This is a genomic window from Kitasatospora sp. NPDC086791 (genome assembly GCF_040685975.1).
Taxonomy (GTDB): domain Bacteria; phylum Actinomycetota; class Actinomycetes; order Streptomycetales; family Streptomycetaceae; genus Kitasatospora.
On the sequence record NZ_JBFBOC010000010.1, the window covers coordinates 1 to 24,149 of the forward strand.

Annotated in this window: 25 protein-coding genes; 4 read left to right on the forward strand and 21 right to left on the reverse strand. The window is 74.7% G+C overall.

Annotation, left to right across the window (positions count from 1 at the left end; genetic code table 11):
- Positions 1-118: 118 nt before the first annotated feature.
- The 4 genes from moaA to AB0Q99_RS16100 form a co-directional block, all read right to left on the reverse strand.
- Complete coding sequence (gene moaA / locus AB0Q99_RS16085; protein ID WP_363572105.1) at positions 119-1,108, reverse strand: GTP 3',8-cyclase MoaA; 990 nt, start codon at positions 1,106-1,108, stop codon at positions 119-121.
- A 74-nt stretch (positions 1,109-1,182) separates the two neighbouring features.
- Complete coding sequence (locus AB0Q99_RS16090; protein ID WP_363572107.1) at positions 1,183-2,802, reverse strand: cation acetate symporter; 1,620 nt, start codon at positions 2,800-2,802, stop codon at positions 1,183-1,185.
- Complete coding sequence (locus AB0Q99_RS16095; protein ID WP_363572109.1) at positions 2,799-3,155, reverse strand: DUF485 domain-containing protein; 357 nt, start codon at positions 3,153-3,155, stop codon at positions 2,799-2,801. The genes AB0Q99_RS16090 and AB0Q99_RS16095 overlap by 4 nt, the downstream gene beginning before the upstream one ends.
- Positions 3,156-3,418: 263 nt before the next feature.
- A complete protein-coding gene (locus AB0Q99_RS16100) occupies positions 3,419-4,462 on the reverse strand; it encodes a zinc-dependent alcohol dehydrogenase family protein (protein ID WP_363572111.1) in 1,044 nt (347 codons plus the stop codon).
- A 127-nt stretch (positions 4,463-4,589) separates the two neighbouring features.
- On the opposite strand from AB0Q99_RS16100, the gene AB0Q99_RS16105 reads away from it, so the two are divergent.
- Both AB0Q99_RS16105 and AB0Q99_RS16110 read left to right on the forward strand, forming a co-directional pair.
- A complete protein-coding gene (locus AB0Q99_RS16105) occupies positions 4,590-5,573 on the forward strand; it encodes a DEDDh family exonuclease (RefSeq protein WP_363572113.1) in 984 nt (327 codons plus the stop codon).
- A gap of 31 nt (positions 5,574-5,604) precedes the next feature.
- Positions 5,605-6,402, forward strand: coding sequence for an SURF1 family protein (locus tag AB0Q99_RS16110; RefSeq protein WP_363572115.1), 798 nt, complete (start codon positions 5,605-5,607; stop codon positions 6,400-6,402).
- A 16-nt stretch (positions 6,403-6,418) separates the two neighbouring features.
- Here the strand turns inward: AB0Q99_RS16110 and trxA are convergent, their stop codons facing one another.
- Both trxA and AB0Q99_RS16120 read right to left on the reverse strand, forming a co-directional pair.
- Positions 6,419-6,751: a thioredoxin gene (gene trxA, locus AB0Q99_RS16115; protein ID WP_363572117.1), complete on the reverse strand. Its 333-nt coding sequence runs from the start codon at positions 6,749-6,751 to the stop codon at positions 6,419-6,421.
- Between the two features lie 3 nt (positions 6,752-6,754).
- Positions 6,755-7,171, reverse strand: coding sequence for a MerR family transcriptional regulator (locus tag AB0Q99_RS16120; protein ID WP_363572119.1), 417 nt, complete (start codon positions 7,169-7,171; stop codon positions 6,755-6,757).
- Between the two features lie 152 nt (positions 7,172-7,323).
- On the opposite strand from AB0Q99_RS16120, the gene AB0Q99_RS16125 reads away from it, so the two are divergent.
- On the forward strand, positions 7,324-8,085 hold the full coding sequence (locus tag AB0Q99_RS16125) for an SDR family oxidoreductase (protein WP_363572121.1): 762 nt from the start codon (positions 7,324-7,326) through the stop codon (positions 8,083-8,085).
- A 16-nt stretch (positions 8,086-8,101) separates the two neighbouring features.
- On the opposite strand, the gene AB0Q99_RS16130 is transcribed toward AB0Q99_RS16125, so the two are convergent.
- From AB0Q99_RS16130 to AB0Q99_RS16170, 9 genes are all read right to left on the reverse strand, one after another.
- Positions 8,102-8,749, reverse strand: a complete 648-nt coding sequence (locus AB0Q99_RS16130) for an alkaline shock response membrane anchor protein AmaP (protein ID WP_363572123.1) — start codon at positions 8,747-8,749, stop codon at positions 8,102-8,104.
- Positions 8,746-9,465 carry a DUF6286 domain-containing protein gene (locus AB0Q99_RS16135; protein ID WP_363572125.1) on the reverse strand — a complete coding sequence of 240 codons (720 nt, stop codon included), beginning with the start codon at positions 9,463-9,465 and terminating at the stop codon, positions 8,746-8,748. The genes AB0Q99_RS16130 and AB0Q99_RS16135 overlap by 4 nt, the downstream gene beginning before the upstream one ends.
- Complete coding sequence (locus AB0Q99_RS16140; protein WP_363572127.1) at positions 9,462-9,779, reverse strand: hypothetical protein; 318 nt, start codon at positions 9,777-9,779, stop codon at positions 9,462-9,464. Before AB0Q99_RS16140 ends, AB0Q99_RS16135 begins: the two co-directional genes overlap by 4 nt.
- A 53-nt stretch (positions 9,780-9,832) precedes the next feature.
- Positions 9,833-10,024, reverse strand: coding sequence for a hypothetical protein (locus AB0Q99_RS16145; RefSeq protein ID WP_363572129.1), 192 nt, complete (start codon positions 10,022-10,024; stop codon positions 9,833-9,835).
- A 48-nt stretch (positions 10,025-10,072) separates the two neighbouring features.
- Positions 10,073-10,585: an Asp23/Gls24 family envelope stress response protein gene (locus AB0Q99_RS16150; protein ID WP_363572131.1), complete on the reverse strand. Its 513-nt coding sequence runs from the start codon at positions 10,583-10,585 to the stop codon at positions 10,073-10,075.
- Between the two features lie 178 nt (positions 10,586-10,763).
- Positions 10,764-11,570: an enoyl-CoA hydratase/isomerase family protein gene (locus AB0Q99_RS16155; RefSeq protein ID WP_363572133.1), complete on the reverse strand. Its 807-nt coding sequence runs from the start codon at positions 11,568-11,570 to the stop codon at positions 10,764-10,766.
- Between the two features lie 252 nt (positions 11,571-11,822).
- Complete coding sequence (locus tag AB0Q99_RS16160; RefSeq protein ID WP_030059940.1) at positions 11,823-12,056, reverse strand: helix-turn-helix domain-containing protein; 234 nt, start codon at positions 12,054-12,056, stop codon at positions 11,823-11,825.
- Positions 12,057-12,383: 327 nt separating this feature from the next.
- On the reverse strand, positions 12,384-13,982 hold the full coding sequence (locus AB0Q99_RS16165) for an ABC-F family ATP-binding cassette domain-containing protein (protein WP_363572135.1): 1,599 nt from the start codon (positions 13,980-13,982) through the stop codon (positions 12,384-12,386).
- Positions 13,983-14,215: 233 nt separating this feature from the next.
- On the reverse strand, positions 14,216-15,319 hold the full coding sequence (locus tag AB0Q99_RS16170; protein WP_363572137.1) for a hypothetical protein: 1,104 nt from the start codon (positions 15,317-15,319) through the stop codon (positions 14,216-14,218).
- Between the two features lie 368 nt (positions 15,320-15,687).
- Here AB0Q99_RS16170 and AB0Q99_RS16175 point away from each other — a divergent pair, with 368 nt between their 5' ends.
- Complete coding sequence (locus AB0Q99_RS16175) at positions 15,688-16,794, forward strand: glycosyl hydrolase (RefSeq protein ID WP_363572139.1); 1,107 nt, start codon at positions 15,688-15,690, stop codon at positions 16,792-16,794.
- 4 nt (positions 16,795-16,798) lie between these two features.
- On the opposite strand, the gene AB0Q99_RS16180 is transcribed toward AB0Q99_RS16175, so the two are convergent.
- From AB0Q99_RS16180 to AB0Q99_RS16205, 6 genes are read right to left on the reverse strand one after another with little or no spacing between them, the layout of a single operon-like run.
- On the reverse strand, positions 16,799-17,974 hold the full coding sequence (locus tag AB0Q99_RS16180; RefSeq protein ID WP_363572141.1) for a GNAT family N-acetyltransferase: 1,176 nt from the start codon (positions 17,972-17,974) through the stop codon (positions 16,799-16,801).
- A complete protein-coding gene (locus tag AB0Q99_RS16185; protein ID WP_363572143.1) occupies positions 17,971-18,825 on the reverse strand; it encodes a Wzz/FepE/Etk N-terminal domain-containing protein in 855 nt (284 codons plus the stop codon). Before AB0Q99_RS16185 ends, AB0Q99_RS16180 begins: the two co-directional genes overlap by 4 nt.
- A gap of 49 nt (positions 18,826-18,874) precedes the next feature.
- Entirely contained in the window at positions 18,875-19,990 is a 1,116-nt protein-coding gene (locus tag AB0Q99_RS16190) for a glycosyltransferase (protein ID WP_363572145.1), read from the reverse strand.
- Positions 19,987-20,838, reverse strand: coding sequence for a polysaccharide deacetylase family protein (locus tag AB0Q99_RS16195; RefSeq protein ID WP_363572147.1), 852 nt, complete (start codon positions 20,836-20,838; stop codon positions 19,987-19,989). Before AB0Q99_RS16195 ends, AB0Q99_RS16190 begins: the two co-directional genes overlap by 4 nt.
- Positions 20,828-22,624 carry a lipid II flippase MurJ gene (locus tag AB0Q99_RS16200; protein ID WP_363572149.1) on the reverse strand — a complete coding sequence of 599 codons (1,797 nt, stop codon included), beginning with the start codon at positions 22,622-22,624 and terminating at the stop codon, positions 20,828-20,830. The genes AB0Q99_RS16195 and AB0Q99_RS16200 overlap by 11 nt, the downstream gene beginning before the upstream one ends.
- Positions 22,621-24,144, reverse strand: coding sequence for an O-antigen ligase family protein (locus tag AB0Q99_RS16205; RefSeq protein WP_363572151.1), 1,524 nt, complete (start codon positions 24,142-24,144; stop codon positions 22,621-22,623). The genes AB0Q99_RS16200 and AB0Q99_RS16205 overlap by 4 nt, the downstream gene beginning before the upstream one ends.
- Between the last annotated feature and the right edge of the window lie 5 nt (positions 24,145-24,149).

A 24,149-nucleotide genomic window follows, 5' to 3' on the forward strand; every position in this document is an offset into this window, starting at 1 on the left:
CCTCCCCCCCGGGCCCCCCGGCGGCCCCGGCCCCCCGGGCCTCCCCGGTCAGAGCACCCCGGCTCGGCCGAGCCGGGGTGCTCTGACCGCTCAGGCCGCCCCAGCCGCTCCGGCCGCGCTAGCCGCCGATCGCGGACATCGGCCGCTCGGGCTGGTGGAACTCCGGGTCGTCGATCCCGGCCCCGGCCTTCTTGCCCCACATCGCCGCCCGCCACAGCGCGGCCAGCTCGGCGTCGTCCGCGCCCGAGCGCAGCGCCGTGCGCAGGTCCGTCTCCCCGGTCGCGAACAGGCAGTTGCGCACCTGGCCGTCGGCGGTGAGCCGGGTGCGGTCGCAGGCGCGGCAGAACGGCCGGGTGACGGAGGCGATCACGCCGACCCGGCCCGGACCGCCGTCCACCAGCCAGCGCTCGGCAGGCGCCGCGCCCCGGCGGGCGGACGGCTCCGGGGTGAGCGCGAAGCGGGCCCGCAGCAGGTCGAGGATCTCCTCCGCGGTGACCATCGAGCTGCGGTCCCAGCCGTGCTGGGCGTCCAGCGGCATCTGCTCGATGAAGCGCAGCTCGTAGCCCCGCTCCAGGCACCAGGCCAGCAGGTCGGCCGCCTCGTGGTCGTTGACCCCGCGCATCAGCACGGCGTTCAGCTTCACCGGCGTCAGCCCGGCCCGCTCGGCGGCGGCCAGCCCGTCCAGCACGTCCCCGTGGCGCCGGCGGCGGGTGAGGGTGTGGAACACCTCGGGGTCGAGGGTGTCCAGCGAGACGTTGACCCGGTCGAGCCCGGCCTCGCGCAGCGCCGTCGCGGTGCGGGCCAGCCCGATGCCGTTGGTGGTCAGCGAGAGCTCGGGGCGCGGTTCCAGCTCCGCGCAGGCGGCCACGACCGCGACCAGTCCGGGCCGCAGCAGCGGCTCGCCGCCGGTGAAGCGGACCTCGCGGACGCCCAGGTCCCGCACGGCTATCGCGACCAGCCGGACGATCTCCTCGTCGGTGAGCAGGTCCGGCTTGGCCAGCCACTGCAGGCCTTCCTCCGGCATGCAGTAGGTGCAACGCAGGTTGCACCGGTCCGTGAGGGAGACCCTCAGGTCGACGGCCCGTCGTCCGAAGGTGTCGAGCAGCACGTACGTCCTTCCCGAGATGCGGCCGGCCCGGCCACCGTGAGGCGGGCCGGGCCAGCATAGTCATCGCGGGACGATCAATGGGCGCCCAGTCCGGTCAGCGAGCGGACCTCCAGTTCAGCGTACTTCGCCGGGTCGGAGCGCTCCCCGGACAGCAGGGTGCCCAGCCAGCCGGCCAGGAAGCCGACCGGGATGGAGACCAGGCCGGGGTTCTCCAGCGGGAACCAGTGGAAGTCGACGCCCTGGAACAGCGAGTTCTTGCCCCCGGACAGCACCGGGGAGAAGATCACCAGCACCACCGAGGAGATCAGGCCGGCGTACACCGAGCTGACCGCGCCGGCGGTGGTGAAGCGCTTCCAGAACAGCGAGTAGAGCAGGGTCGGCAGGTTCGCCGAGGCGGCCACCGCGAAGGCCAGCGCCACCAGGGCGGCGGTGCTGAGCTTGCCCGCGTAGAGGCTGAGCACGATGGCGACCGCGCCGATCGCCACCGCGGCCCACTTCGCCGAGAGCACCTCCTCCCGCTCGCTCGCGTTCCCGCGCCGGATCACGTTCGCGTACAGGTCGTGCGCGAAGGAGGCCGAGGAGGCGAGGGTGAGCCCGGCCACCACGGCGAGGATGGTGGCGAAGGCGACCGCCGAGATCACCGCGAGCATGACCGCCCCGCCGGTGGTGCCCGCCCCGCCGCCGAGCTGCTCGGCGAGCAGCGGCGCCGCGGTGTTCCCGGACGGCGTCTTGCCCTCGACGGCCACCATGCCGCCGCGGCCGACCAGCGCCGCCGCACCGAAGCCGAGCGCCAGGGTCATCAGGTAGAAGACGCCGATGATGCCGATCGCCCAGAGCACCGACTTCCGGGCCGCCTTGGCGGTGGGGACGGTGTAGAAGCGGACCAGGATGTGCGGCAGGCCGGCGGTGCCGAGCACCAGGGCGATCCCCAGGCTGACGAAGTCGAGCTTGGAGGTGTTGGTGGCCCCGTACTTCAGGCCGGGTTCGAGGAAGGCCGCGCCCTTGCCGCTCGCGGAGGCGGCCGCGCCGAGCAGTTCCGAGGGGTTGAAGTGGTACTTGGCGAGCACCAGGACGGTCATCAGCGCGGCGCCGGCGATCAGCAGCAGCGCTTTGACGATCTGCACCCAGGTGGTGCCCTTCATGCCCCCTATCACCACGTAGATGATCATCAGCGCGCCCACCGCGAGGATGGTCCAGCGTTTGGCGCCCTCCCCGGTGACCCCCAGCAGCAGGGCCACCAGCGCCCCGGCGCCGACCATCTGGGCGAGCAGGTAGAAGATCGACACCACGATGGTGGAGACGCCGGCCGCGGTGCGCACCGGGCGCTGGCGCATCCGGAACGCGAGCACGTCCGCCATGGTGAACCGGCCCGAGTTGCGCAGCGGCTCGGCGATCAGCAGCAGCGCGACCAGCCAGGCGACCAGGAAGCCGATCGAGTAGAGGAAGCCGTCGTAGCCGTTGAGCGCGATCAGCCCTGCGATGCCGAGGAAGGAGGCGGCGGACATGTAGTCGCCGGAGATGGCCAGGCCGTTCTGGAAGCCCGTGAAGCCGCGGCCGCCCGCGTAGAAGTCGGCGGCGCTCCGGTTCTGCCGCCCGGCCCAGACGGTGATGACCAGGGTGGCCAGCACGAACGCCCCGAACAGGGACATCGTCAGGCCGCGGTGCTCGGTGGCGGAGCTGGCGAGCGATGTCATTCGGCGGACTCCCGGGGGGCGTGGACGACGGCTCCGTGCGCCTCGCGGATCGCGGTGGCGGCCGGGTCGATCCGCCGGTCCGCGTAGCGGGCGTACCAGGCGGCGATCGCGAAGGTGGTGGCGAACTGCAGCAGCCCGAGCACCAGGGCGAGGTTGACGTGCCCGAGAACCTTGGTGCTCATCAGGCCGGGGGCGTAGCACGAGAGCAGGACGTAGAGCAGGTACCAGAGCACGAAGCCGATGGTGACCGGGAAGGCGAAGCTCCGGAACGAGCGCCGCAGGACACGGAACTCCTCGCTGTTCTCGATGAGTTGGACTTCCGTAGGGGTAGTGGTGATCGGCGGCGAATCCACTCTTTCTCCTCACTCCTTCGGCGTAGCTGTCACACGGGGGGAACGATCGAGCGTGAGGGGCGTCACATTTCGCGGGCGCGCCGCGCAATGCTAGGAGCGTGGTGCCCACCCCGAAAGGGGATGACCGCGATCGGCCAGTCGTTCACCCCCTCGCACCATTCGAATGGCCGAAAACCACCATCCGCACCACTGCGCCCGGACCGCCCCCGTCCCATGCGAGAGGGGCGGCACCGACCAACGGTGCCGCCCCTCTTGACGATGCGTCAGAAGGCGATCCGGACCTTCAGCGCCGAGCGGTCGTCCATCGCCCGGTAGCCGTCCGGCACGCCGTCCAGACCCACCGTGCGGTCGAAGACCAGGCCCGGCTCGATGGCCCCGGAGAGCACGTCCGGCAGCAGCTCGGGGATGTACGCGCGGGCCGGCGCGACGCCACCGTTCAGCGAAACGTTTCGGCCGAACATCTGACCGATGTCCACGCCGGCGCTGCCGCCGTGCGGCACCCCGACGTACCCGACCGCGCCGCCGTCCCGGGCGATCGAGACGGCCGTCCGCATCGACTCCTCGGTGCCGACCGCCTCGAGCACCGCGTGCGCGCCCTGGCCGCCGGTCAGCTCCTTGACCGCCTCGACGGCGGCGTCCCCGCGCTCGGCCACCACGTCCGTCGCCCCGAAGCGCCGGGCCAGCTCGGTCCGGGCGGTGTGCCGGCCCAGCGCGATGATCCGGCCCGCGCCCAGCCGGTGCGCCGCCAGGACGCCGCACAGGCCCACCGCGCCGTCGCCGACCACCGCGACCGTCGCCCCGGGCCGCACCCGCGCCGAGACCGCCGCGTGGTGCCCGGTCGACATCACGTCGGACAGCGCCAGCAGTCCGGGCAGCAGCTTCTCGTCGCCCGCCGCCTCCTTGGGCAGCTTCACCAGCGTGCCGTCCGCGAACGGCACCCGCACCGCCTCGCCCTGGCCGCCGTCCGAGCCGACCTGACCCCAGAACCCGCCGTGCGGGCAGGAGGTCTGCAGGCCTTCGCGACAGAAATCACACGTCCCGTCCGACCAGACGAAGGGCGCGACCACCAGGTCGCCCTTGGCGAAGCCGCGCACCTCGGCGCCGACCTCCTCGACCACGCCCAGGAACTCGTGCCCGATCCGCTGCCCGGCCACCCGCTGGGCCACCCCGCGGTAGGCCCACAGGTCGCTGCCGCAGATGCAGGCGTTCAGCACGCGGAGCACCACGTCCGTCGGGTGCTGGATCACCGGGTCCGGAACGTCCTCGATCCGGATGTCGTTGGGGCCGTGGATCACGGTGGCACGCATGCGTTGTTCCTTCGCTGAGAACGAGCTCGACCAGGTGTACGACACCCCTGTCGACCACTCTATTCCGGGCGGTCGATCGGAACATTCCGGCCGGGCCCCGCGCGCCGCCCCCTTATCCTGTTGGACCATGCAACCGATCCAGCCCGCGCCGAGGACCGCCACGGTCCCCGCCCAGCGCTCCGCCGCCCCCACCGAGGGCTTCGCGGTGGTCGACGTCGAGACCACCGGTCTCGGCCGCTCCGACCGCGTCATCTCGGCGGGCGTCTACCAGCTGGACCCGGAGGGCGAGGTCACCGACCACTGGTACACCCTGGTCAACCCCGAGCGGGACCCGGGCCCGGTCTGGATCCACGGCCTGACCGCCGAGCTGCTCTCCACCGCCCCGACCTTCCCGCAGGTCGCGGACGAGTTCGCCGACCGGCTGCGCGGCCGGGTCCTGGTCGCGCACAACGCACTCTTCGACTGGAACATGATCTCCCGCGAGTTCTCCCGGGCCGGCCTGCGCGCCCCGGTCGAGCAGCGGATCTGCACCATGGTCCTCTCCCGCGACCTGCGCCTGCCGCTGCCCAACGGCAAGCTGGCCTCGCTCGCCGCCCACTTCGGCGTCCAGCAGCGCCACGCCCACAACGCCCTGGACGACGCCCGGGTGCTCGCCGAGGCCTTCCGCCCCAGCCTGCACCTCGCCCGCCTCGGCGGCGTGCCGCTGCCGCTGCAGAAGTGCGTCGCGGTCACCGACCTCGGCGAGGACGAGCCCGCCACCCCCGGCCGCGCCTCCTGGACCGGCGCGAACTACCGCCAGGCCAAGAAGCGGCCGACCTGCCCGTACCCCAACCCGGGCCGCTGGCAGGACGGCGAGCCGCTGGTCCAGGGCATGCGGGTGGCCTTCACCGGCGACACCTCCACCGACCGCGAACTCCTGGAGGACCGCGCCGTCGAGGCCGGCCTGCACATCGCCACCTCGGTGAGCCGGCTCACCAGCCTGCTGGTCACCAACGAGCCGGACAGCTGGAGCGGCAAGGCCCGCAGGGCCCGCGAGGTCGGCACCCCGGTGGTCACCGAGGACGCCTTCCTCCAGCTGCTGCGCGAGGTCGCCCCGCACCCCGGTGCGTGAGCCCGCCGTGAGGTCGGCGTACCGTTCCCATGTGTACCGTTTTCTGCTGACCCGCCAGTGGCTGATCACCATGCTGATCGCACTGCTGCTGATCCCCGCGACGATCAAGCTGGGCTTCTGGCAGCTGCACCGCCACGAGGCGCGGGTGGCCCGGAACGAGCTGATCGGCAAGGCCCTCACCGCCTCCCCGGTCCCCTTCGACACCCTGTCGCCGGCCCCCGGCTCCGCGATCCCCCAGGACGTCACCTGGCGCGCGGTGACCGCCACCGGCCGGTACGATCCGGCGCACGAGTTCGTGGTCCGCAAGCGGACCGACTCCAGCGGGACCATCGGCTACTTCGTCGTGACCCCGCTGAAGCTCTCCGACGGCAAGGGCACCCTCCTGGTCAACCGCGGCTGGGTCGCCTCCGGCGCCGGCGCCACCCAGTACCCGCCGGTCCCCGCCGCCCCCGCCGGCGAGGTCTCCCTCACCGGCCGCCTGCGCGCCGACGAGACCTACGGCGCCAGCGGCATCAAGGACCGCGCCGGCCTGCCCGACCGCCAGTTCAACCTGATCAACACCGCCGAGCAGGCCAAGGAGAGCGGCACCCCGCTGCTCGGCGGCTACCTCGAACTGGCCGCCACCACCCCGGCCCCGGCCGACCAGCCGGAGCTGGTCCCCGCGCCCGACCACTCCGACATCGGCCCGCACATGGCCTACGCCATCCAGTGGTGGCTGTTCACCGCGATGATCCCGGTCGGCGTCTGGATCCTCGCCCGCCGTGAGGCCAAGGACCGCGCCAAGCAGGCCGCCGAACCCGAGGTCGTCACCGAACCCGTCCCGGCCTGAGGCCCGTCCGCACCCGCTAGAGCACGTCCTCCAGCTCCCGCAGCAACCGCGCCTTCGCCCGCGCACCCACCACCGACCGCACCGGCCGGCCGCCCCGGAACACCATCAAGGTCGGCATCGACAGCACCGCGTACGCCGCCTGCGTCCGCGGATTGCGGTCCACGTCGACGCTCACCACCCGCAGCCGGTGGGCCTCCTCCCGCGCGACGTCAGCCAGCACCGGCGCCATCATCCGGCACGGCGGGCACCAGTCCGCCGTGAAGTCCACCAGCACCGGACCCTCGGCCGCCAGCACCTCCGCGGCGAACGTCTCGTCGGTCACCGCCGGCACACCCGCGATCTCCACCATCGCCTACTCCTTCGTCGGTCTCGTCAGTTCGCACCGCGGTGGCTGCTCCGAGGCCGCGAGCTCGTCCCGCGCCCGTACCGCCCGCTCGAACTGCCCGGCCACCCGGGCCCGGGCGTCCCGCAGCCGGGCGATGCAGTCGTCCAGCTCGGCGAGCTTGCGCTCGTACACCTCCAGCGAGGCCGGGCACGAGTCCCCCTCGGGGTGGCCCGCCCGCAGGCACTCCACGAACGGCCGGGTCTCCTCGAGCCCGAACCCGACGTCCTGCAGCATCCGGATCTCCCGCAGCAGCCTCAGGTCCCCCTCGTCGTACGCCCGGTACCCGTTGCCCGCCCGCCGGGCCGGCAACAGCCCCAGCTGCTCGTAGTACCGCAACGCCCGGGTGGTCGTCCCCGCCCGCTCCGCCAGCTCCCCGATCCGCATCCCGAACCCGCTCCTCCCGAACCACCGGTACCGACCGTAAACCTTCCCCCGGGCGTCAACGCCAGCCCCGCCACCGCCCTTCCGCGGGCCCCCGGCCGCCACCTCCCCCACCTGCGCCCGCCGCACTCCGCCCCACCCGGCAAGATGTCCCCATGGATCTCGGACTGAAAGACCAGGCCTACATCGTCACCGGCGCCACCCGGGGCCTCGGCCTCGCCGCCGCCCGCGAACTCGCCGCCGACGGCGCCCGCGTCCTCGTCAGCGGCCGCACCCGGCAGGCCGTCGACCGGGCCGTGGCCGAACTCGACACCCTCGGCACCGCCCGGGGCGTGGTCGCCGACAACGCCTCCCCCGACACCCCCGAGCGCCTCATCGCCGAGGCCCGGCAGCACTTCGGCCGGCTCGACGGCATCCTGATCAGCGTCGGCGGCCCCCAGGCCGGCCCGGTCGAGACCACCCCCGAGGAGGCCTGGCGCGACGCCTTCGAGTCCGTCTTCCTCGGCGCGCTGCGCCTGGCCCGCGCGGCCGCCGCCGTGCTCCCCGCCGGCGGTGTGATCGGCTTCGTGCTCTCCAGCTCGGTCCGCCAGCCGATCCCGGGCCTGGGCATCTCCAACGGTCTGCGCCCCGGCCTGGCGATGGCCGCCAAGACCCTCGCCGACGAGCTCGGCCCCCGCGGCATCCGCGTGGTCGGCCTGCTCCCCGCCCGGATCGACACCGACCGGGTCCGCGAGCTCGACTCGCTCGCCGCCGACCCGGAAGCCGCCCGCGCGGCGGCCTGCGCCGGCATCCCGCTGGGCCGCTACGGCACCCCCGAGGAGTTCGGCAAGGTCGCCGCCTTCCTGCTCTCCCCCGCCGCCTCCTACCTGACCGGCCTGATGGTCCCGGTCGACGGGGGCGCCCTGCGCACCCTCTGATCTCCCACGGCCTCGACTACTGCACCCTCGGCTTCCTCCGCCGCCGCCGGAACCACCGGTGCCGCGGCTCGGCGGGGGCGGCCTGCAGGACCCGGATCCGCAGGTCCGCGGGCAGCTCGGGCAGCCCCAGGCTGCCGCGCGCATCGATCCGGGGTCCGTCCTCGAAGTGCTCCACCAGCGCGGCCGGGTCCCCGCCCGGCGTCAGCCGCACCGCCCCGCGCAACCGCGGGTGCCGTGGCGCCCGCACCAGCCGGACCCTGACCCGCTCGACCTCGGGCAGCACCACCGTCCCGGTCTCCAGCGCCTCCTCCAACGCCCCCGCGTGGACCCGCAGCCGCAGCCCGCTCACCCCCGGAGTGGGCACCGCGATGCTCTTCAGCCCGGTCCGCCGCAACTGCGCCACCAGCCACCACGCCGTCCCCGCCATCAGCACGACCAGCCCGCCGATCACCGTCGGCCACCACCACGAGGAGGACACCCACCGCCCCCGCGAGCGCGCGCTCACCACCGGCTGGTGCGGCGAGGTCAGCGGCCACCACTGCGGCGGTTGCGCGCCCGCCCGCCGGTACAGGTCGAACCCGCCCAGCAGCACCAGCACCCCCACGCCCAGCAGCGCCACCCCCACCACCCCGAGCAGCACCCGGTTGACGAGTACCCGGCTCACCCCGCCGCCCCCGTTCCCGACTCGGGCCCCGGCCCTGACACCGGCCCGTCACCCTGCTCCGTGGCCTCCTGCTCCGGACTCTCCCCGGCCTCCGTGCTCTCCGCCGCCCTGCGCCGACCGGGCGTCCGCACGTCCAGCCGCAGCGGCCGCGCCAGCCCCACCCGGTCCAGCTCCTCCCGCAACTGCCGCTGCACCGACGCCGGGTCCGCCGGCCCGATCAGCGACACCCGCACCCGCCGCCGCCCGACCCGGATCCGCAGCTGGTCGATCCCGGCCAGCCCGGCCGCCCGGTCCGTCAGCAGGTGACCGATCCCGGCCCGGTCGACGGCCGCGGCGGTCCCCCCGTAGGGCCGCAGCACCAGCCACCGCCCCAGCCCGGGCGCGATCGCCAGCCAGAGCAGCCACCCGCCCAGCAGCGTCGCCGCCCCGGCGCCGACCAGCACCCACTGGTCGTCGAGGTGCCGGGTCGCCAGCTCGTCGGCGATCTGCGTCCGCCACCTGCGCGCCTGGTACCCCGCCCGGACCGCGATCACGTCGTAGAGCAGGGCCCCGGAGGCCACCAGCACCACCGTCGACACCAGGGTCGCGGCCGCCGTGCGCGGCGCCCGCAGCCGGTGCACCCGGACCGCGCGCGGCCGGTCGGCCGTCCCCTCGACCGCCTCCGCACCCGGGTCGCGCACATCGCTCGCGTCGCTCGCCTCGCTCACGTCGCTCATGAGGCCGCCCCCGTCACCAGCTTCTCCACCACGACCACCACGTCCGACACCCTGGTCCCGGTCAGCCCCAGCACCCGCGCGGCGACCGCCTCCCGCAGCGCGCGGGCCAGGCCCGCGATGTCCGCCGGGAACGGCAGCTCGACCTCGACCCGGACCGTCACCGTGCTCCCGGGCACCGCCACCGAGACCCGCGGCGGCGCCCCCTTCGCCCGCCCGGCGGGCCAGGCGGCGATCTGCACCTCCCGCGCCGCCCGGGCCGCGATCCGGGCGTAGACGCGGTCGGCGACCCGCAGCCGCCCCCGGCGTCCCGACACCGGGACCGGACCGGGGGCCGGGGCAGGAGCTGGGGCAGGGGCAGGGGCCGCCATCAACGGCGCCGGTCGCGGCCGCGGAGCAGGTCCCCGAGCTCGCCCAGCTCGATGTCACCCTCCAGCAGGCGCCCTCCCACCCAGCCGACCAGCCCGAGCGCGGCCACCAGCAGGAACGCCGCGAACCCCCCGAAGTACCCGGCGAAGCCGAGGGCCATGCCCACCACCAGGCCGACGATGGCCAGGTTCATCCGCTACTCCCTCGTTCCGCGCAGCGTCTGCCCCGCCGGGGCCGCCCGCTACTTGAGCTTGGTCCGCTGTCCCGGCGCCGTCGCCGTCTCCTCTTCCTCCTCGAACTCCGGTTCGTCCGGGAGGTGGACGTCGTTGACCGCGATGTTGACCTCGACGACCTCCAGGCCGGTCATCCGCTCGACCGCGGTGATGATGTTCTCCCGCACCTGGCGGGCGAGTTCGGGAATGACCACGCCGTACTCGACCACCAGGGCGATGTCGATGGCGGTCTGCTTCTCGCCGACCTCGGCCTTGATGCCCCGCCCGATGCTCGACTTGCCGCCGGGCACCCGGTCCCGCATCGCGCCGAACGTCCGGGCTAGCCCGGAGCCCAGCGCGTGGATCCCGGAGACCTCCCGGGCGGCCATCCCGGCGATCTTCTCGACCACGCCGACGGCGAGCGCCGTCCGGCCGCGCTCGTCGACCGGCTTCGCAGCGCCGGAGACACCCGGCGGCGGACCGGGCAGCGGGTTGCCGCCGGAGTTCTTGTGCAGGGTCGCGGGCGTCGGAGTGTCAGGCATGGGTGTATCTCCCGTCGTACGGCTCCAGCTATATCGCAAACCTCCCCAACTCTGGCATTTCGCCACGTTTCGCGCCTGCCGAGCGCCCGCCACGGACGCCGGGCGGAGCACCCGGGAAACGCCGGAGGCCCGGCCCCGGGACATCCCCGGGGCCGGGCCTCCGATCGGAACGGCGAGGTCAGTCGCCGATCCCGGCGAGCTCCCGCAGCCGACGGGCCTGCGCCACCCGTTCGGCCGAACGCTGCTCCTCGAAGGAGCGCCCGGCGGCCCCCTGCAGCAGGGCCTTGGTCTCGATCACGGCGCCGCGCGGAGCTGCCAGCAGGGCCGCTGCGAGGTCACGGGCGGCGGAGTCCAGCTCCGCGCCCGGCACCGCCAGGTTGGCCAGCCCGGTCGCGACGGCCTCCTCGGCGCCGACCCAGCGGCCGGTCGCGCAGATCTCCAACGCCCGCGCGTAGCCGACGAGTTCGGTGAGCGGCTTGGTGCCGGCCAGGTCCGGCACCAAGCCGAGCGAGGTCTCCTTCATCGCGAACTGGACGTCCTCCGCGACCACCCGCAGGTCGCAGCCGAGCGCCAGCTGGAAGCCGGCGCCGACGGCGTGGCCCTGGACGACGGCGATGGAGATCAGGTCCGGGCGCCGCCACCAGGTGAAGGCCTCCTGGTACGAGGCGATGGTGTCGTCCAGCTCCTGGTCGCCCGCCCCGGCGAGCTGCAGGAAGGTGGGTTCGCCCGGGATGCCCTCGGCGGTGAACATGGCCCGGTCCAGCCCGGCCGAGAAGGAGACGCCCTCCGCGCGCAGCAGGACCACCCGGACGCTACCGGGAAGGTCACGGCCGGCCCCGGCGAGGGCGCGCCAGAGCGCGGGCGACTGGGCGTTGCGCCGCTTGGGCTGACAGAGGGTGACGACGGCGAGTTCGCCCTCGATCTCCAGGCGGACGCCGTCCCGCTCCCAGCTCGGGGCCTGCGGTTCGGTGGCGGGGGCGGTCATGCGGGAACCTCCGGTGGCGAGGGATGTGGCTACCGGAGAGTAACAAAACTGCGCGCGGGTGGGCAGGGGCCCGGCCCGGAAAGATCGTCGGGACCCGCACGGAAGGAAGGGTCGGGGGCTGGCGACACCCCGGACATGACGATCGGCGGCCGGTCCACACGACCCGGGGGCGGACGCCCAGCTGTCGGTCAGCTGCCGTCTCCTCGGTCGGCGCCCTGCCGCCGCGTCATCCAGCCAATGGCTGACGAACCGTCAGGAACCGGCCCCGGCAGTCGCCTTGTTCTTGCCCCGCGTGGCACCGCCGCGGCCCCGGAGGATCACTCCGGACTCGCTCAGCATCCGGTGCACGAAGCCGTACGAACGACCGGTCTCCTCCGCGAGAGCGCGAATGCTCGCCCCGGAGTCGTACTTCTTCTTGAGATCGGCCGCGAGCTTCTCACGCGCGGCACCGGTCACCCGGCTGCCCTTTTTCAGAGTCTCGGCCACCCGTGCCTCCTCGTAGCGTTGCTCGGTCAGATTCCCATGATCACCCATCCACCGCGTCCTGGCCACCCATTCGACAAGGTCGATGTCGGAAATGCGTGGTCCTCCGGTGGTGATCCGAGCGCAGCAGGGCGCTCACGCAGAGTGCACGCCCCCGGGCGCGTACCCCCGTTCGCCGCGAAAGGGCTGATCAGCAGCGTCGGCCCGACCACGATCGAATGGCGGGCCGACGGAAAGTCCTTAAACGGAATCCGGGTCTACTTCATTCCCGGACACGCCGTAAGGACTAGTTTTTCTGGTCCGAAAAGCGGATGCCGCGTCTACTTCCGGTCAGGCCAGCGAGACCAGATCGGCGTAGGCCGGGCTCCAGAGGTCCTCCACGCCGTCCGGTAGCAGGATGATCCGCTCCGGCTGGAGCGCGTCGACCGCGCCCTCGTCGTGGGTGACCAGCACGACCGCGCCGGAGAACTCACGCAGCGCGCCCAGGATCTCCTCGCGGCTGGCCGGGTCGAGGTTGTTGGTGGGCTCGTCGAGCAGCAGCACGTTGGCGGAGGAGACCACCAGGGTGGCCAGCGCCAGACGGGTCTTCTCACCGCCGGAGAGCACGCCGGCCGGCTTGTCCACGTCGTCGCCGGAGAACAGGAAGGAGCCCAGGATCTTGCGGATCTGCACCAGGTCGGTGTCCGGCGCGGCCGACCGCATGTTCTCCAGGACGCTGCGCTCCGGGTCCAGGGTCTCGTGCTCCTGGGCGTAGTAGCCGATCTTCAGGCCGTGGCCCGGGATGACCTCGCCGGTGTCCGGCCGCTCGACCCCGGCCAGCATCCGCAGCAGGGTGGTCTTGCCGGCGCCGTTCAGGCCGAGGATGACGACCCGCGAGCCGCGGTCGATCGCCAGGTCCACGCCGGTGAAGATCTCCAGCGAGCCGTAGGACTTGGACAGGTCCGCCGCGGTCAGCGGGGTCTTGCCGCAGGGCGCGGGCTCCGGGAACCGCAGCTTGGCGACCTTGTCGCTCTGGCGCACCTGGTCCAGCCCGGAGAGCAGCTTCTCGGCGCGCCGGGCCATGTTCTGCGCGGCGACCGTCTTGGTGGCCTTGGCGCGCATCTTGTCGGCCTGCGCGTTCAGCGTCGCGGCCTTCTTCTCGGCGTTGGCCCGCTCGCGCTTGCGGCGCTTCTCGTCGTCCTCGCGCTGCTGCTGGTACTGCTTCCAGCCCATGTTGTAGACGTCGATGGCGGAGCGGTTGGCGTCCAGGTAGAAGACCTTGTTGACGACCGTCTCGACCAGGTCGACGTCGTGCGAGATGACGATGAAGCCGCCCTTGTAGGTCTTCAGGAAGTCCCGCAGCCAGGCGATCGAGTCCGCGTCCAGGTGGTTGGTGGGCTCGTCGAGGAGCAGCACGTCGGAGTCCGAGAACAGGATCCGGGCCAGCTCGACGCGGCGGCGCTGACCACCGGAGAGGGTGTGCAGCGGCTGGCCGAGGATGCGGTCCGGCAGGCCCAGCGCGGCGGCGATGGTGGCGGCCTCGGCCTCGGCGGCGTAGCCGCCCTTGGTGAGGAACTCGGTCTCCAGCCGGGCGTACTTCTTCATCGCGTTGTCCCGGGTGGCGCCCTTGCCGTTCGCCATCCGCTCCTCGTTCTCGCGCATCTTCTTCAGCACGGTGTCGAGGCCGCGGGCGGAGAGGATGCGGTCCTTGGCGAGGACGTCCAGGTCGCCGGTGCGCGGGTCCTGCGGGAGGTAGCCGACCTCACCCGAGCGGGTGATGGTCCCGGCGGCGGGCAGGCCCTCGCCGGCCAGCACCTTGGTGAGCGTGGTCTTGCCGGCGCCGTTGCGCCCGACCAGGCCGATCCGGTCGCCGGCGGCGACCTTGAAGCTCGCGGACTCGATCAGGATCCGGGCACCGGCACGCAACTCGAGGGCGTTGGCGGAAATCATGGCTGGTACTACTCCTGGGACGTGGGCGGGCGGCCGGCGGGGGCCCGGGGCCGGGCGAGCGGAAAGGGGCTTCATCGGCGGTCGGCGCCGCGTGGGGCGCCGACGCCCGCTATTGCCCGGAGAAGATAGCCATGGCGGCAAGTCTACCGGGCCGTACGGAACTCCCCCGGGGGACCGTCGCCCGGGGTGCCCGCAGGCCCGACGGCCCGTCGGTTACGGCTGCTGCGCGGTGGTCACGGCTGCTGCGCGGCCGGCTGGTCGCCCGCCGGGGCCGCGGGGGCGTCGGTCGCGGCCGGAGCGCCGGTCCCGACCGGGGTGTCCGAAGTGGCCGAGGTGTCCGGAGCGGCCGGGGCACCGGTCGCGGCCGGGGTCACCGGGGCCGTGGGAGCCGGCGCCGCCGGGGCGTCCGCGGCCGGGGGCGCCGAGGGGTCGACGCAGCCGCCCAGCGGGCGGACGGCGGCGAAGGGCGCGTCGAGGGCGCCGCAGGCCGTCTCGGGCGCGGCCGCCTTGGTGTCGAAGACCTTGGGCGGCACGATCGGGCCGTCGGTGATCTCCACCCGGCTGCGGTCCAGCACCTTGACCGTCGCGGCCGGGCCGGTGCTCATCGCCCAGCCGTTGCTGTCCAGCCGGTAGCCGGTGATGCCGCCGGAGACGGCCTGCCCGCCGCCGTTGGTACAGCTGCGCGGGATGAGCACGGCGTAGTCGGTGTGCACGGCGCGCAGCGGGTCGTAGGCGCAGCCGTTGGCGGGCTTGTCGTTGTAGCGCAGGTCGCCGTCGGCGTCCCGCAGGCCCATGGTCAGGTTCGGGGTCACCAGGGCCAGCCAGGGCGAGCCGTCCCGCTGGACGGTGTGCAGCGCGGCCGCGGCCCGCTGCTTGGCGAGCTGCTTGCGCTGGGCGTCGGTCCGCTTGTCGGCGCCGGGCTCGCCGTCGCCGCGCAGCCAGTCCGCCAGGCCCGGCACCGCGCGGTGCCAGCGCACCGCGTGGTCGCCCGGGCGCACCGAGGTGACGATGCCGTCGTCCCAGACCACGATCGCGTTGTCCCCCGCCATCGCCAGGTAGAGCGCCTCGGCGCCCTCGCGGCGGTAGGACCAGGCCTGGTCGCCGGTCTGCCGGTGGAAGGCCTCCAGGCCCGGGCCGACCCGCAGGTCCAGATCGGCCGCGCTGAGCGACTCCGAGTTCACCGGGGTCGCCTCCGCGTCGCCCGGCCCCGCCACCCGGTCGCCGAACGGCACCGGCTTGTTCGCGTGGGCCGCCGCTCCGGCCGCAAGGACCAGCATCACCGCCAGGGCAGGCAGGATCGAGCGGGGGGTCAGTACACGCAGCGGCTTCCGGGACACCGCCGGAGCGTACCTTTCACCGGGCACGCCAGTCAGCCCGGTTCCGGGGCGTGCCCGGACCGCGAACCGCGTGTCCGGCCGCGCGCGCCCCGCGCGCACGCCCGCCCGCCGACCTGCGCCGTCTCCGCCCCTCGCGCTCCGCGGGGCGGGTGGAGGCGGGTCGCGCGGGCCCGGCCGGACCGTTACAGATCTGATACACGGCGACCGCCCGGCGGACACTGCGGCAGACGGCGTTCGAATATCGCCCACTTTAGGGTGACATTCGGCTTCCCCTCCCTCCGACGGCCCTACTGTCGGCGAGCGGGGCGTCACGGTCCGTCCACGCCGAGACCGGGCGCCCCGCCCACGTGACGTCCGGAGGAGAGACCATGCGAATCGGCCGCCTGACCCTGGCCGCCGCCGCCCTGCTGCTGATGGCCACGGCCAGTGTCCCGGCCGGGGCGCCGCTCGACCGGGCCGGAGACCGCACCCTCTCCTCGGACGCCTTCGAGCCGCGCGCCGCCGCCCCCCGCCCGCCGGTCCAGCGCCCGAGGCACGAGCCGCCGTTCGGCGCCTTCGTCGGCTCCTGGGACCGGTACATCCCGCAGATCGGCCGGTACGCGCAGTGGCTGGGCGACGCGAACCTCCAGGTCGGCCACACCTATCTAGCCGGCAACGGCTGGGGGGACATCGAGGGCGACCCGGTGGTGCTCGGCCTGTGGTCGCAGTGGCGGCTGGCCGACCCGTCCCGGCTGCTCGTGCTCGGCGTGCCGATGCTGGTGCCCAACGAGGCGCACGTGTCGGACGGCGAGGTGGCCAGGCTGCTCGCCCAGGGCGTCCGCGGGGACTTCGACGGGCACTTCCTCAAACTCGCGCGGCGGCTGGTCGCGCTGGGCGGCCCGGACACCGTGCTCACCCTGGGCTGGGAGATGAACGGCACCACCTACACCCACCGCTGCAAGCCGGACCCCTCCGCGTGGAAGGCGTACTGGCGACGGATCGTCGGGGTGATGCGCACGGTGCCCGGGCAGCGGTTCCGCTTCGACTTCGCCCCCAACCGGGGCACCGACGCCGTCCCGTGGACCAGGTGCTACCCCGGCGACGACGTGGTCGACATCATCGGCATGGACAGCTACGACCAGCCCGCCGGCGGCAGCTTCGACGACTACGTGCGCGAGCCCTACGGGCTGCAGGACCAGGTGGAGTTCGCGGCCCGGCGCGGCAAGCCGGTCTCGTACCCGGAGTGGGGTCTGTTCCGCAACGGCGACAACCCCGAGTTCGTCCAGCGGATGGTCGACTGGATCCGCACCCACGACACCGCCTACCAGACCGTCACCGACTACTGCCCGCACGGCTTCTTCCAGTGCGGCAGCAACCCGCGGTCGGCGGCGCGGTACAAGCAGCTGATGTCCGGGTCGAAGGGGGCGCCGGCGGTGGTGCCGACGGCGCCCAGGGCGCCCGCCGCTCCCCCGGGTGCGACGCCCGCCCGACACTGAGCGGTCAGCCGCGGCGGCAGGCCAGCAGCGCTTCCTTGAGCGCGGGGAAGCGGGTGCGCAGCTGGTGCGCCGCCGCCTGCCGGACGAGCACCGCCCCGGCCCGGACGGCCGCGGCCGGCGCCACCCCCGCGGGGCCCAGCAGCAGCCGCTGGTTGGGCAGCCGGTCCGGGCGCCAGCGCTGCTTGTACGGCTCCTGGCCGCGCAGCAGGCCGAGCACCGGGACGCCGGAGCCGACCGTCTCGTCCAGCGCCGCGCTGAACAGCAGCCCGGCGATGTCCAGCCGCTCGCGCAGCACCGGGTGCGCGCCGTACAGGTACAGCCCGCCGAAGGAGGGGCAGAGCAGCAGCAGGTTCACCGCGACCAGCTGGCCGTCCAGGTGGAACTGGTGGACGGCGGCCTTGCCGGCGGCGACCAGGCCGGTGGTGGACTCGGTCAGGTGCCGGGCGAACCGCTCGGTGCGGTGCTCCGCGGTGACGCCGCGCCGCTGCCACTGCAGCCGGTGCAGCCGCAGCAGCCCCTCCAGCGCCTCCGCCACCTCGGCCGGCGGCGTCGAGCGGACCTGCACCCCGGCCTCGGCGATCTTGCGCAGCTTCACCCGGCTGCGCTGGGCGGTCTTGCCGGGCACCCGCTTGAGCAGCCGCTCCATCGGGACGGCCGGCAGGTACTGGCAGAGCGAGTCCTCGGAGCGGCGGCGGCTGCCGCGCCAGTGCTCGTACACCCGCTGCACCGCCGCCTCGGGGTGCACCTCGCGCAGCTCCAGCCAGTGCCAGGGGCGGCTGAGCGGCAGGACGGCGGCGAACTCGGCGGCGGCCCGGTCGGCGCAGTCGTCGTCGAGCAGGACGTCGGTGTAGTCGACCAGCCCGGCGCCGAGGCCGGTCAGGCCGCCGAACGGGCCACCGCGGCGGCGGAAGGCGCCCGCGCCGACCAACCGACCGTCCCGGCGGACCAGCACCACGACCAGGGCGCCCGGGCGGCCGTAGTGGCGCCACCAGGAGCGCTGCCAGGCGGCGGCCTGGAAGAAGGTGGCGGTCCGGCAGCGGGCGGCGAGGTCGTCCCACTCCTCGGCGAGGGTGTCCAGGGCGTCGTCCTCGCGGCGCAGCTCGGTGGTCCAGGACGGCGCCGCCGACCGGGCCGGCAGACCGGTGCCACGGGTCTCGGTGCCACGGGTCCCGGTGCTCATCGGCCGCCTCCGGCCGGGCTCTTCTCCTTGGCCGGGGCCTTCTCCTCGGCCGGGGACTTTCCGGTGGTGGCGGCCTTCCCGGTGGCCTCGGCTTTCCCGGTGCTCTGGGCCTTCCCGGTGCTCTGGGCCTTCTCGGTGGCCGGGGCCTTCCCGGTGGTCTGCGCCTCCTCCCGGGCCGGGGAGCCCTTCGCCGCTTCGGGCCCGGTCCCGGCCGGCGGCTCCTCGCTGCGCGGGCGCGGCGTCATCGGGGCCGCGGCCGGTCCGGCCTCCGCGATCGCCTCCGGCGTCTCGGCCCCGCCCCGGCGGCGGGTCATCATCGCCAGCGCGCCCAGCAGCAGCCCGGCCGCGCCGCCGACCGCGACGTCCAGCGGGGCGGAGGGCGTGGCCGGCTTGTCCGGCGCGGCGGCCGGGGCCAGGGTCACCAGCCGGACCATGGTGTCCTTGCTGTTGGTGTTGGCGAAGGCCACCAGCGAGCCGGCCACCGCGTCGGCGGTCCGGGCGGCCTCCTGACCGCTCGTCCCGGTGCCGGTGATCTCGATCATCGGGGCGTCCGGGGAGGTCGTCCCGTGCACCAGGGTCTCCAGCTCGGCCCGGGTGTGGCCGGTCTGGGCGGCCGCCACCGCGAGCACCTGAGGCTGGCCCGCCAGCCGCCCGTACGCCTGGGCGAAGCTGGTCGCGGTCGCGGCCTCGCCCGGGTTCTGCGGGACCACCAGGACGTAGGCGTTGGCGGCGTACGAGGGGTGCGAGACGACGGCGTACCCGGCGCCGGCCGCGGCGCCCAGCGGCACCGCGAGCGCCACCGGCCACCAGCGGCGGACCAGGCGGCGGGCGCTTCGGCGCGGTGTGGTCATGGGTGTGGCTCCTTGGATGGGGGAGGGCGGTTCCGGCGGGGGCGGGCGGTCAGACGCGGGCCAGCCGGTCGTAGAGGGCGCCCAGGTCGGCGGCGACCCGGGCGATGTCGTAGTGGCCGACGGCCGGCGGGTGCGGCAGCGGGTCGGCGGTGTGGTCCCCCAGGTGCCGCAGGTCGCGCAGCGCGGCGGCGTAGGCGGCGGGCTCGGACGGGATCCGGCGGGCCTGCGGGGCGGCGCTGGGCGGCAGTTCGTCGAGCGCCGGGCAGGCGCTGTGCCGCACCGGCAGCCCGGCCGCGAGGCCCTCCAGGACGCCGAGGCCGAAGGTCTCCGCGGTGGAGGGTGCGGCCAGCACGTCCAGGGCGGCCAGCAGCTCCGGCACGTCGTCGCGCTCGCCGGTGAGCACCAGCCGCTCCCGGACGCCGAGTTCGACGGCCCGGCGTTCCAGCGCGGCACGCTCCGGGCCCTCGCCGACCAGCACCAGCCGGGTGGCCGGGTCGAGCTCGGCGAGCGCTTCGACCAGCACCTCGAAGCGCTTGCCGGGGACCAGCCGGCCCACCCCGCCGACCGCCCAACTCCCCTCCGGCAGGCCGATTTCGGCCCGCAGCCGGCGGCGCGCGGCGGCCCGGTCGGCGGGCGGGAGGCGGTAGCGGCCGGAGTCGATGCCGTTCGGGATCAGCTCGATCCGGGCCGGCGGGACCCCCCAGGAGCGCAGCGTCTGGGCGACCTGCCGGGAGACCGCGACGGTGGTGCTGCCGAGCCGTTCGGCCGCCAGGTAGAGGCCCTTGACGCCCCGGGTGACCGGCCGGCCCTCGATCACCCCGGCGTGCAGCGAGTGCTCGGTGGAGACCACCGTGCGCACCCCGGCCAGCCGCGCGGCCAGCCGGCCGTACAGCTGCGCCCGGTAGAGGTGGGTGTGCACCAGGTCGTAGCGGCCGGCCCGGACCAGCCGGACCAGCCGGGGCAGTGCGCCGAGGTCCCGGTTGCCGTTCATGCCCAGGTGGTGGACGGCCACGCCGTCGGCGCGCAGGGCTGCGGCGACCGTGCCGGGGTTGGTCAGGGCGAGCACCTCGCACTGCTGGTGCGCGGGCAAGTGCCTCAGCAGGAGGTGGAGTTGGCGCTCGGCACCGCCGGAAGCCAGCCCGGTGACGATGTGCAGCACCCTCATGGCCGGTGCTCCCGGCGCGCGCGGCGCAGCTCGGTGACGAGGTCGCGCAGCCGGTGCCGGCCCTTCTTGGCACGCAGCCGCCAGGCGCCGTCGCGGTCGCCGACGTAGCAGCGGGGCAGGGCGAAGCGGCCGGTGAGCGGGGAGTGCGCGATGGCGCAGGCGTAGTCGTACCCGGCGTCGCGGACGGCCAGGGCGGCGGGCCGGTCGACGGCGCCGTACGGGTAGCAGAAGCCGGTGACCGGGCCGCCGACGACCTCCTCCAGCAGGCGCCGGCTCTCCCGGGCCTGCACCGCGAGGGCGTCGGCCGGCAGCCCGGGGAGCGCCTGGTGGCCGAGGCCGTGCGAGCCGATCTCCCAGCCGGCGGCGGCCAGTTCGGTGACCTCCGGGACGGTGAGCAGCTTCTTGCGCGGGCCCTCGGTGTCCCAGTCGTTGGCCCGGCCGAGCAGGTCCGCGACCACGTAGGCGGTGGCGGTGAAGCCGTAGGCCTGGAGGATCGGGACGGCGTACCGGGCGAAGTCCGCGTAACCGTCGTCGAAGGTGAGGCCGACCAGTTTGTCGTCCCGGCCGAGGGCGCGGGCCCGCATCAGCTCGCGGACCGAGACCCCGCGCAGGCCGCGCCGGTGCAGCCAGGCGACCTGCTCGGCGAACCGCTCGGGGCTGACGGTGAGCCGGTAGGGGTCCTCCTTCTCGACCGCCACCGAGTGGTACATCAGGATCCACGGCGAGGCGGGGCCAGGGAGCTGAGGTTCACCGGCCGGGCGACGGCTCCTGGGCAGTCGGGCCCGGTGCGGCGGGGCGTCGCCGACGCCCGCCCGGGCCGAACGGACGGTTCCCCGTTCATTGTCCATGGGGACGCTTCCCTTCTTCGGCGGGGGTTGACGGGTGCAGGGCCCGGGCGGCGGCGAGGACCGGGCCGCGCACCTCGCGGGCACCGAGTCCGGTGCCGAGGGCGGCGAAGGTCAGCGCCACGGTGAGGCCCCCCAGGAGGGTGGAGAGCAGGGGGTCGGCGGTCAGTCCGGCGACGGCGGTGCCGAGCACGGTCGCCCCGGCGGCGGCGGCCACCAGCCGGCCGTGGCCGGCCAGCACCCGGCGCAGCCGCAGCGGGATGCCGCGCAGCACCAGGCCGCGCAGCAGCAGCACGGCGGTGGTGGTGATGCCGGCCGCGTTGCCGGCGGCGAGCCCCAGCGCGCCGAAGCCGGGTGTGGCGAGCAGGCCGGTGGCGACGGTGACGCCGAGGCCGAGCACCATCACGGCGGCCGGGTACCAGTCCAGGATGCGGCGGCCGTCGTCGGCGCCGGGGTCGTCGGCCCGGCGGACCACCGGGCGCAGCGAGAAGTACGGACGGACCATCACGCCGATCAGCGCCTGGGCCGGCAGGCCGAAGCTGTACACCCGGATGACGTCGGCGGTGGCGGCGGTGTCGCGGGGGCCGAAGGCGCCGCGCTCGAACAGCAGCGAGACGACGGAGGGGGCGCAGGCCATCAGGAAAGCGGTGCCGAGCAGGACGACGGCCGCCGCCTGGCCGAGGTCCTTCTCCACCCGGTCGCGGGCGGTGGTGAGGTCCCCGGCCGCGAGCGCCCGGGCGACCAGCGGGAAGGTGACGGTGCAGATCAGGATGCCCGCCGTCATGGCGAGCTGGGAGACCTTGGCGGCGTAGTTGAGGTGCGAGATCGTACCGGGCGGCAGCGCCGAGCCGAGGTAGCGCTCGACGAAGACCTGCGACTGGCGGGTCAGGGTGAAGGCACCCACCGGCAGCAGGGCGAGCGGCATCAGCACCAGCGCCCGGCCCGCGCGGCGGCCGGTCCCGGTGCCGGTGGCGGTGCCGGTGCCGGTGCCGGTGCCGCCGCCGGTGCCGGTGCCGCCGCCGGTGCCGCCGCCGGTGCCGGGCTGGCCCTGGCGCAGCCGGTGCAGGAACGGGACGACCAGCAGGCCGGACATCAGCAGGCTGCCGGCCGCGACGCCCAGCGCGGCGGAACGGACCCCGAGGGCGGCGTGGAAGCCGAGCAGCACGGCGAGGATGCCGAGGTTGTAGACGACGTAGATGCCGGCCGGGGCGGTGAAGCGGTGGTGCGCGCGCAGCGCGGCGGCCAGGTAGCCGGCCACGCCGAAGGGCAGCACGGTGATCGCGGTGATCCGGGTACAGGTGACGGCCAGCCCGGGGTCGGGCAGGCCGGGGGCGAGCAGTTCGACCAGCCGCGGGGCGCCGAGGGCGGCGGCCAGGGCGAGGCCGCCGAGGGCGAGCAGCAGCCAGGGCAGGGTGGCACGGACCAGCTGGCGGACCGGGTCGGGGGCGTCCGGGTCCTCCTCGCGCAGCACCAGGGCGAGGGCGAAGGCGGGCACCATGAGGAAGGACATGGCGTCCTCGATCAGCAGCGGCGCGGCCGTCTCGGGGACGGTCCAGGCGACCAGGAAGGCGTCGGTGCCCTGGTTGGCCCCGAAGTAGCGGGCCAGCAGGAGGTCGCGCAGCAGGCCGAGGCCGGAGCCGGCCGCGCTGAGCACGGCGGTGATGCCGAAGGCCCTGGCGAGGAAGCCGCCCCGGGCCGGCTGGTCCGGGGCGGGGGCCGGGTGCTCGGCGCGCGCGCCGCGCGGGGCCGGGAGGGGCGAGGCCACCACGGCCGGCTGGTCGGTGGTCACCGGCCGGCTCCGAGGGCCGCCCGCTCGTTACCGGAACGCTCGAAGCCGAACCGCTCGAAGCCGAACCGCTCGGAACCGACCGCGCCCGGGTGCCGACGGTCGCGCTCCGCGGCGGCGCGCTCCTCCGGCTCGGGGCGGTGGGCGGCGGCGCGGGCGGCGAGGCCGAGGACGACGGAGGTCAGCACGGTGGTGGTGCCGCCGATGTCGGCGTACAGGTAGTCGACCAGCACCCAGGTGAGCAGGGCGAGCGCCGCGAGGCCGGAGCCGCGGGGGCGGCGCAGGCAGCCGAGCAGGAGGGTGAGGAAGAGCGCGGCGTAGGCGGTGATGCCGATCAGACCCTGCTCGCTGAGCACCAGGAAGTACATGTTGTGCGGGGACAGCAGCGGCTCGCGCCGGAAGCCGATGGTGGGGTCCGCGGCGTCGCTGCCGGAGGAGAGCCGCAGCGGGGCGTGGCTGTCGCGGAGCTGCTGGAAGGCCTTGGGACCGGCACCGTGGACGGGGTGGTCCTGCCAAATCCGCCCGGCGGTGGCCCACAGGTCGTAGCGGTCGGAGACGGACTGGTCGGGGGCGGCGGAGACGGAGCCGATCGAGCTGAGCCGCTTGGTGACGCCGGAGCCGCCGAGGCCGAGGCCGCCGACCAGGACGACCGCGGCGGCCAGGCCGAGGACGGCGCTGCGGACGGCGAGCCGGGCGTCGGCGCGCAGCAGCAGCACGGTGGCGGCGACGCCGGTGGCGATCCAGCTGCCGCGGCTGAAGGAGACGGCGAGCGGGAGGACGAGGAAGGCGGCGGCGCCGGACATCGACCGCCGCAGCCGGGCGTCGCCGGCCGGTCCCCGCTCGCCGAGCGCCAGCGCGAGGGCGGCGAGCAGTCCGTAGCTGACCACCGTGGACATCGCCATGACGTCCAGCGCGCCGAAGGTGCCGACGGCCCGGATCGGCTCGCCGGTGTAGGAGGCTCCGGTGCGGGTGAGGTACTGCTCGGTGCCGACCACGCCCTGGACCAGCGCGGCGAGCACGAAGGAGCCGAGGACCAGGCGCCGGTCGGTGCGGTCGCGCAGCGAGCAGAGCACGGCGGCGGGCACCAGCACGAACACCTGGACCAGCCGGACGAAACCGGTGACGCTGGTGGCCGGGTCGATCGAGCCGACGGTGGCGACGGCGGCGGCGGTCACGATCCCGCCGAACAGCGCGCAGGTTGTCCGGCCGACGGCGGGCAGCCGCCCGCGCAGCAGGTTCAGCGCGGTGAGGGCGACCAGGGCCAGCGAGGCGAGGTCGGCGACGGTGATGTGGACGGCGGCGGTGACGTCCTTCTCGCCGGTCGGCACGCAGACCAGCAGGACGGTGGCCGCCGCCAGCAGGCTGGGCCGGTCCGCGAGGGCGGGCAGCGCCTTCCGCAGGGCCGCCGCTCGCCCGCTCGCCGCCGGGGCACTCGGGGCCTGGGCACCCGGGGCCGCCGTCGAGGCGGCGACGGGCGCGGCCCCCCGGCTCGGCGCGGGATCGGCGGGAAGGATCAGGGCCACGCGGG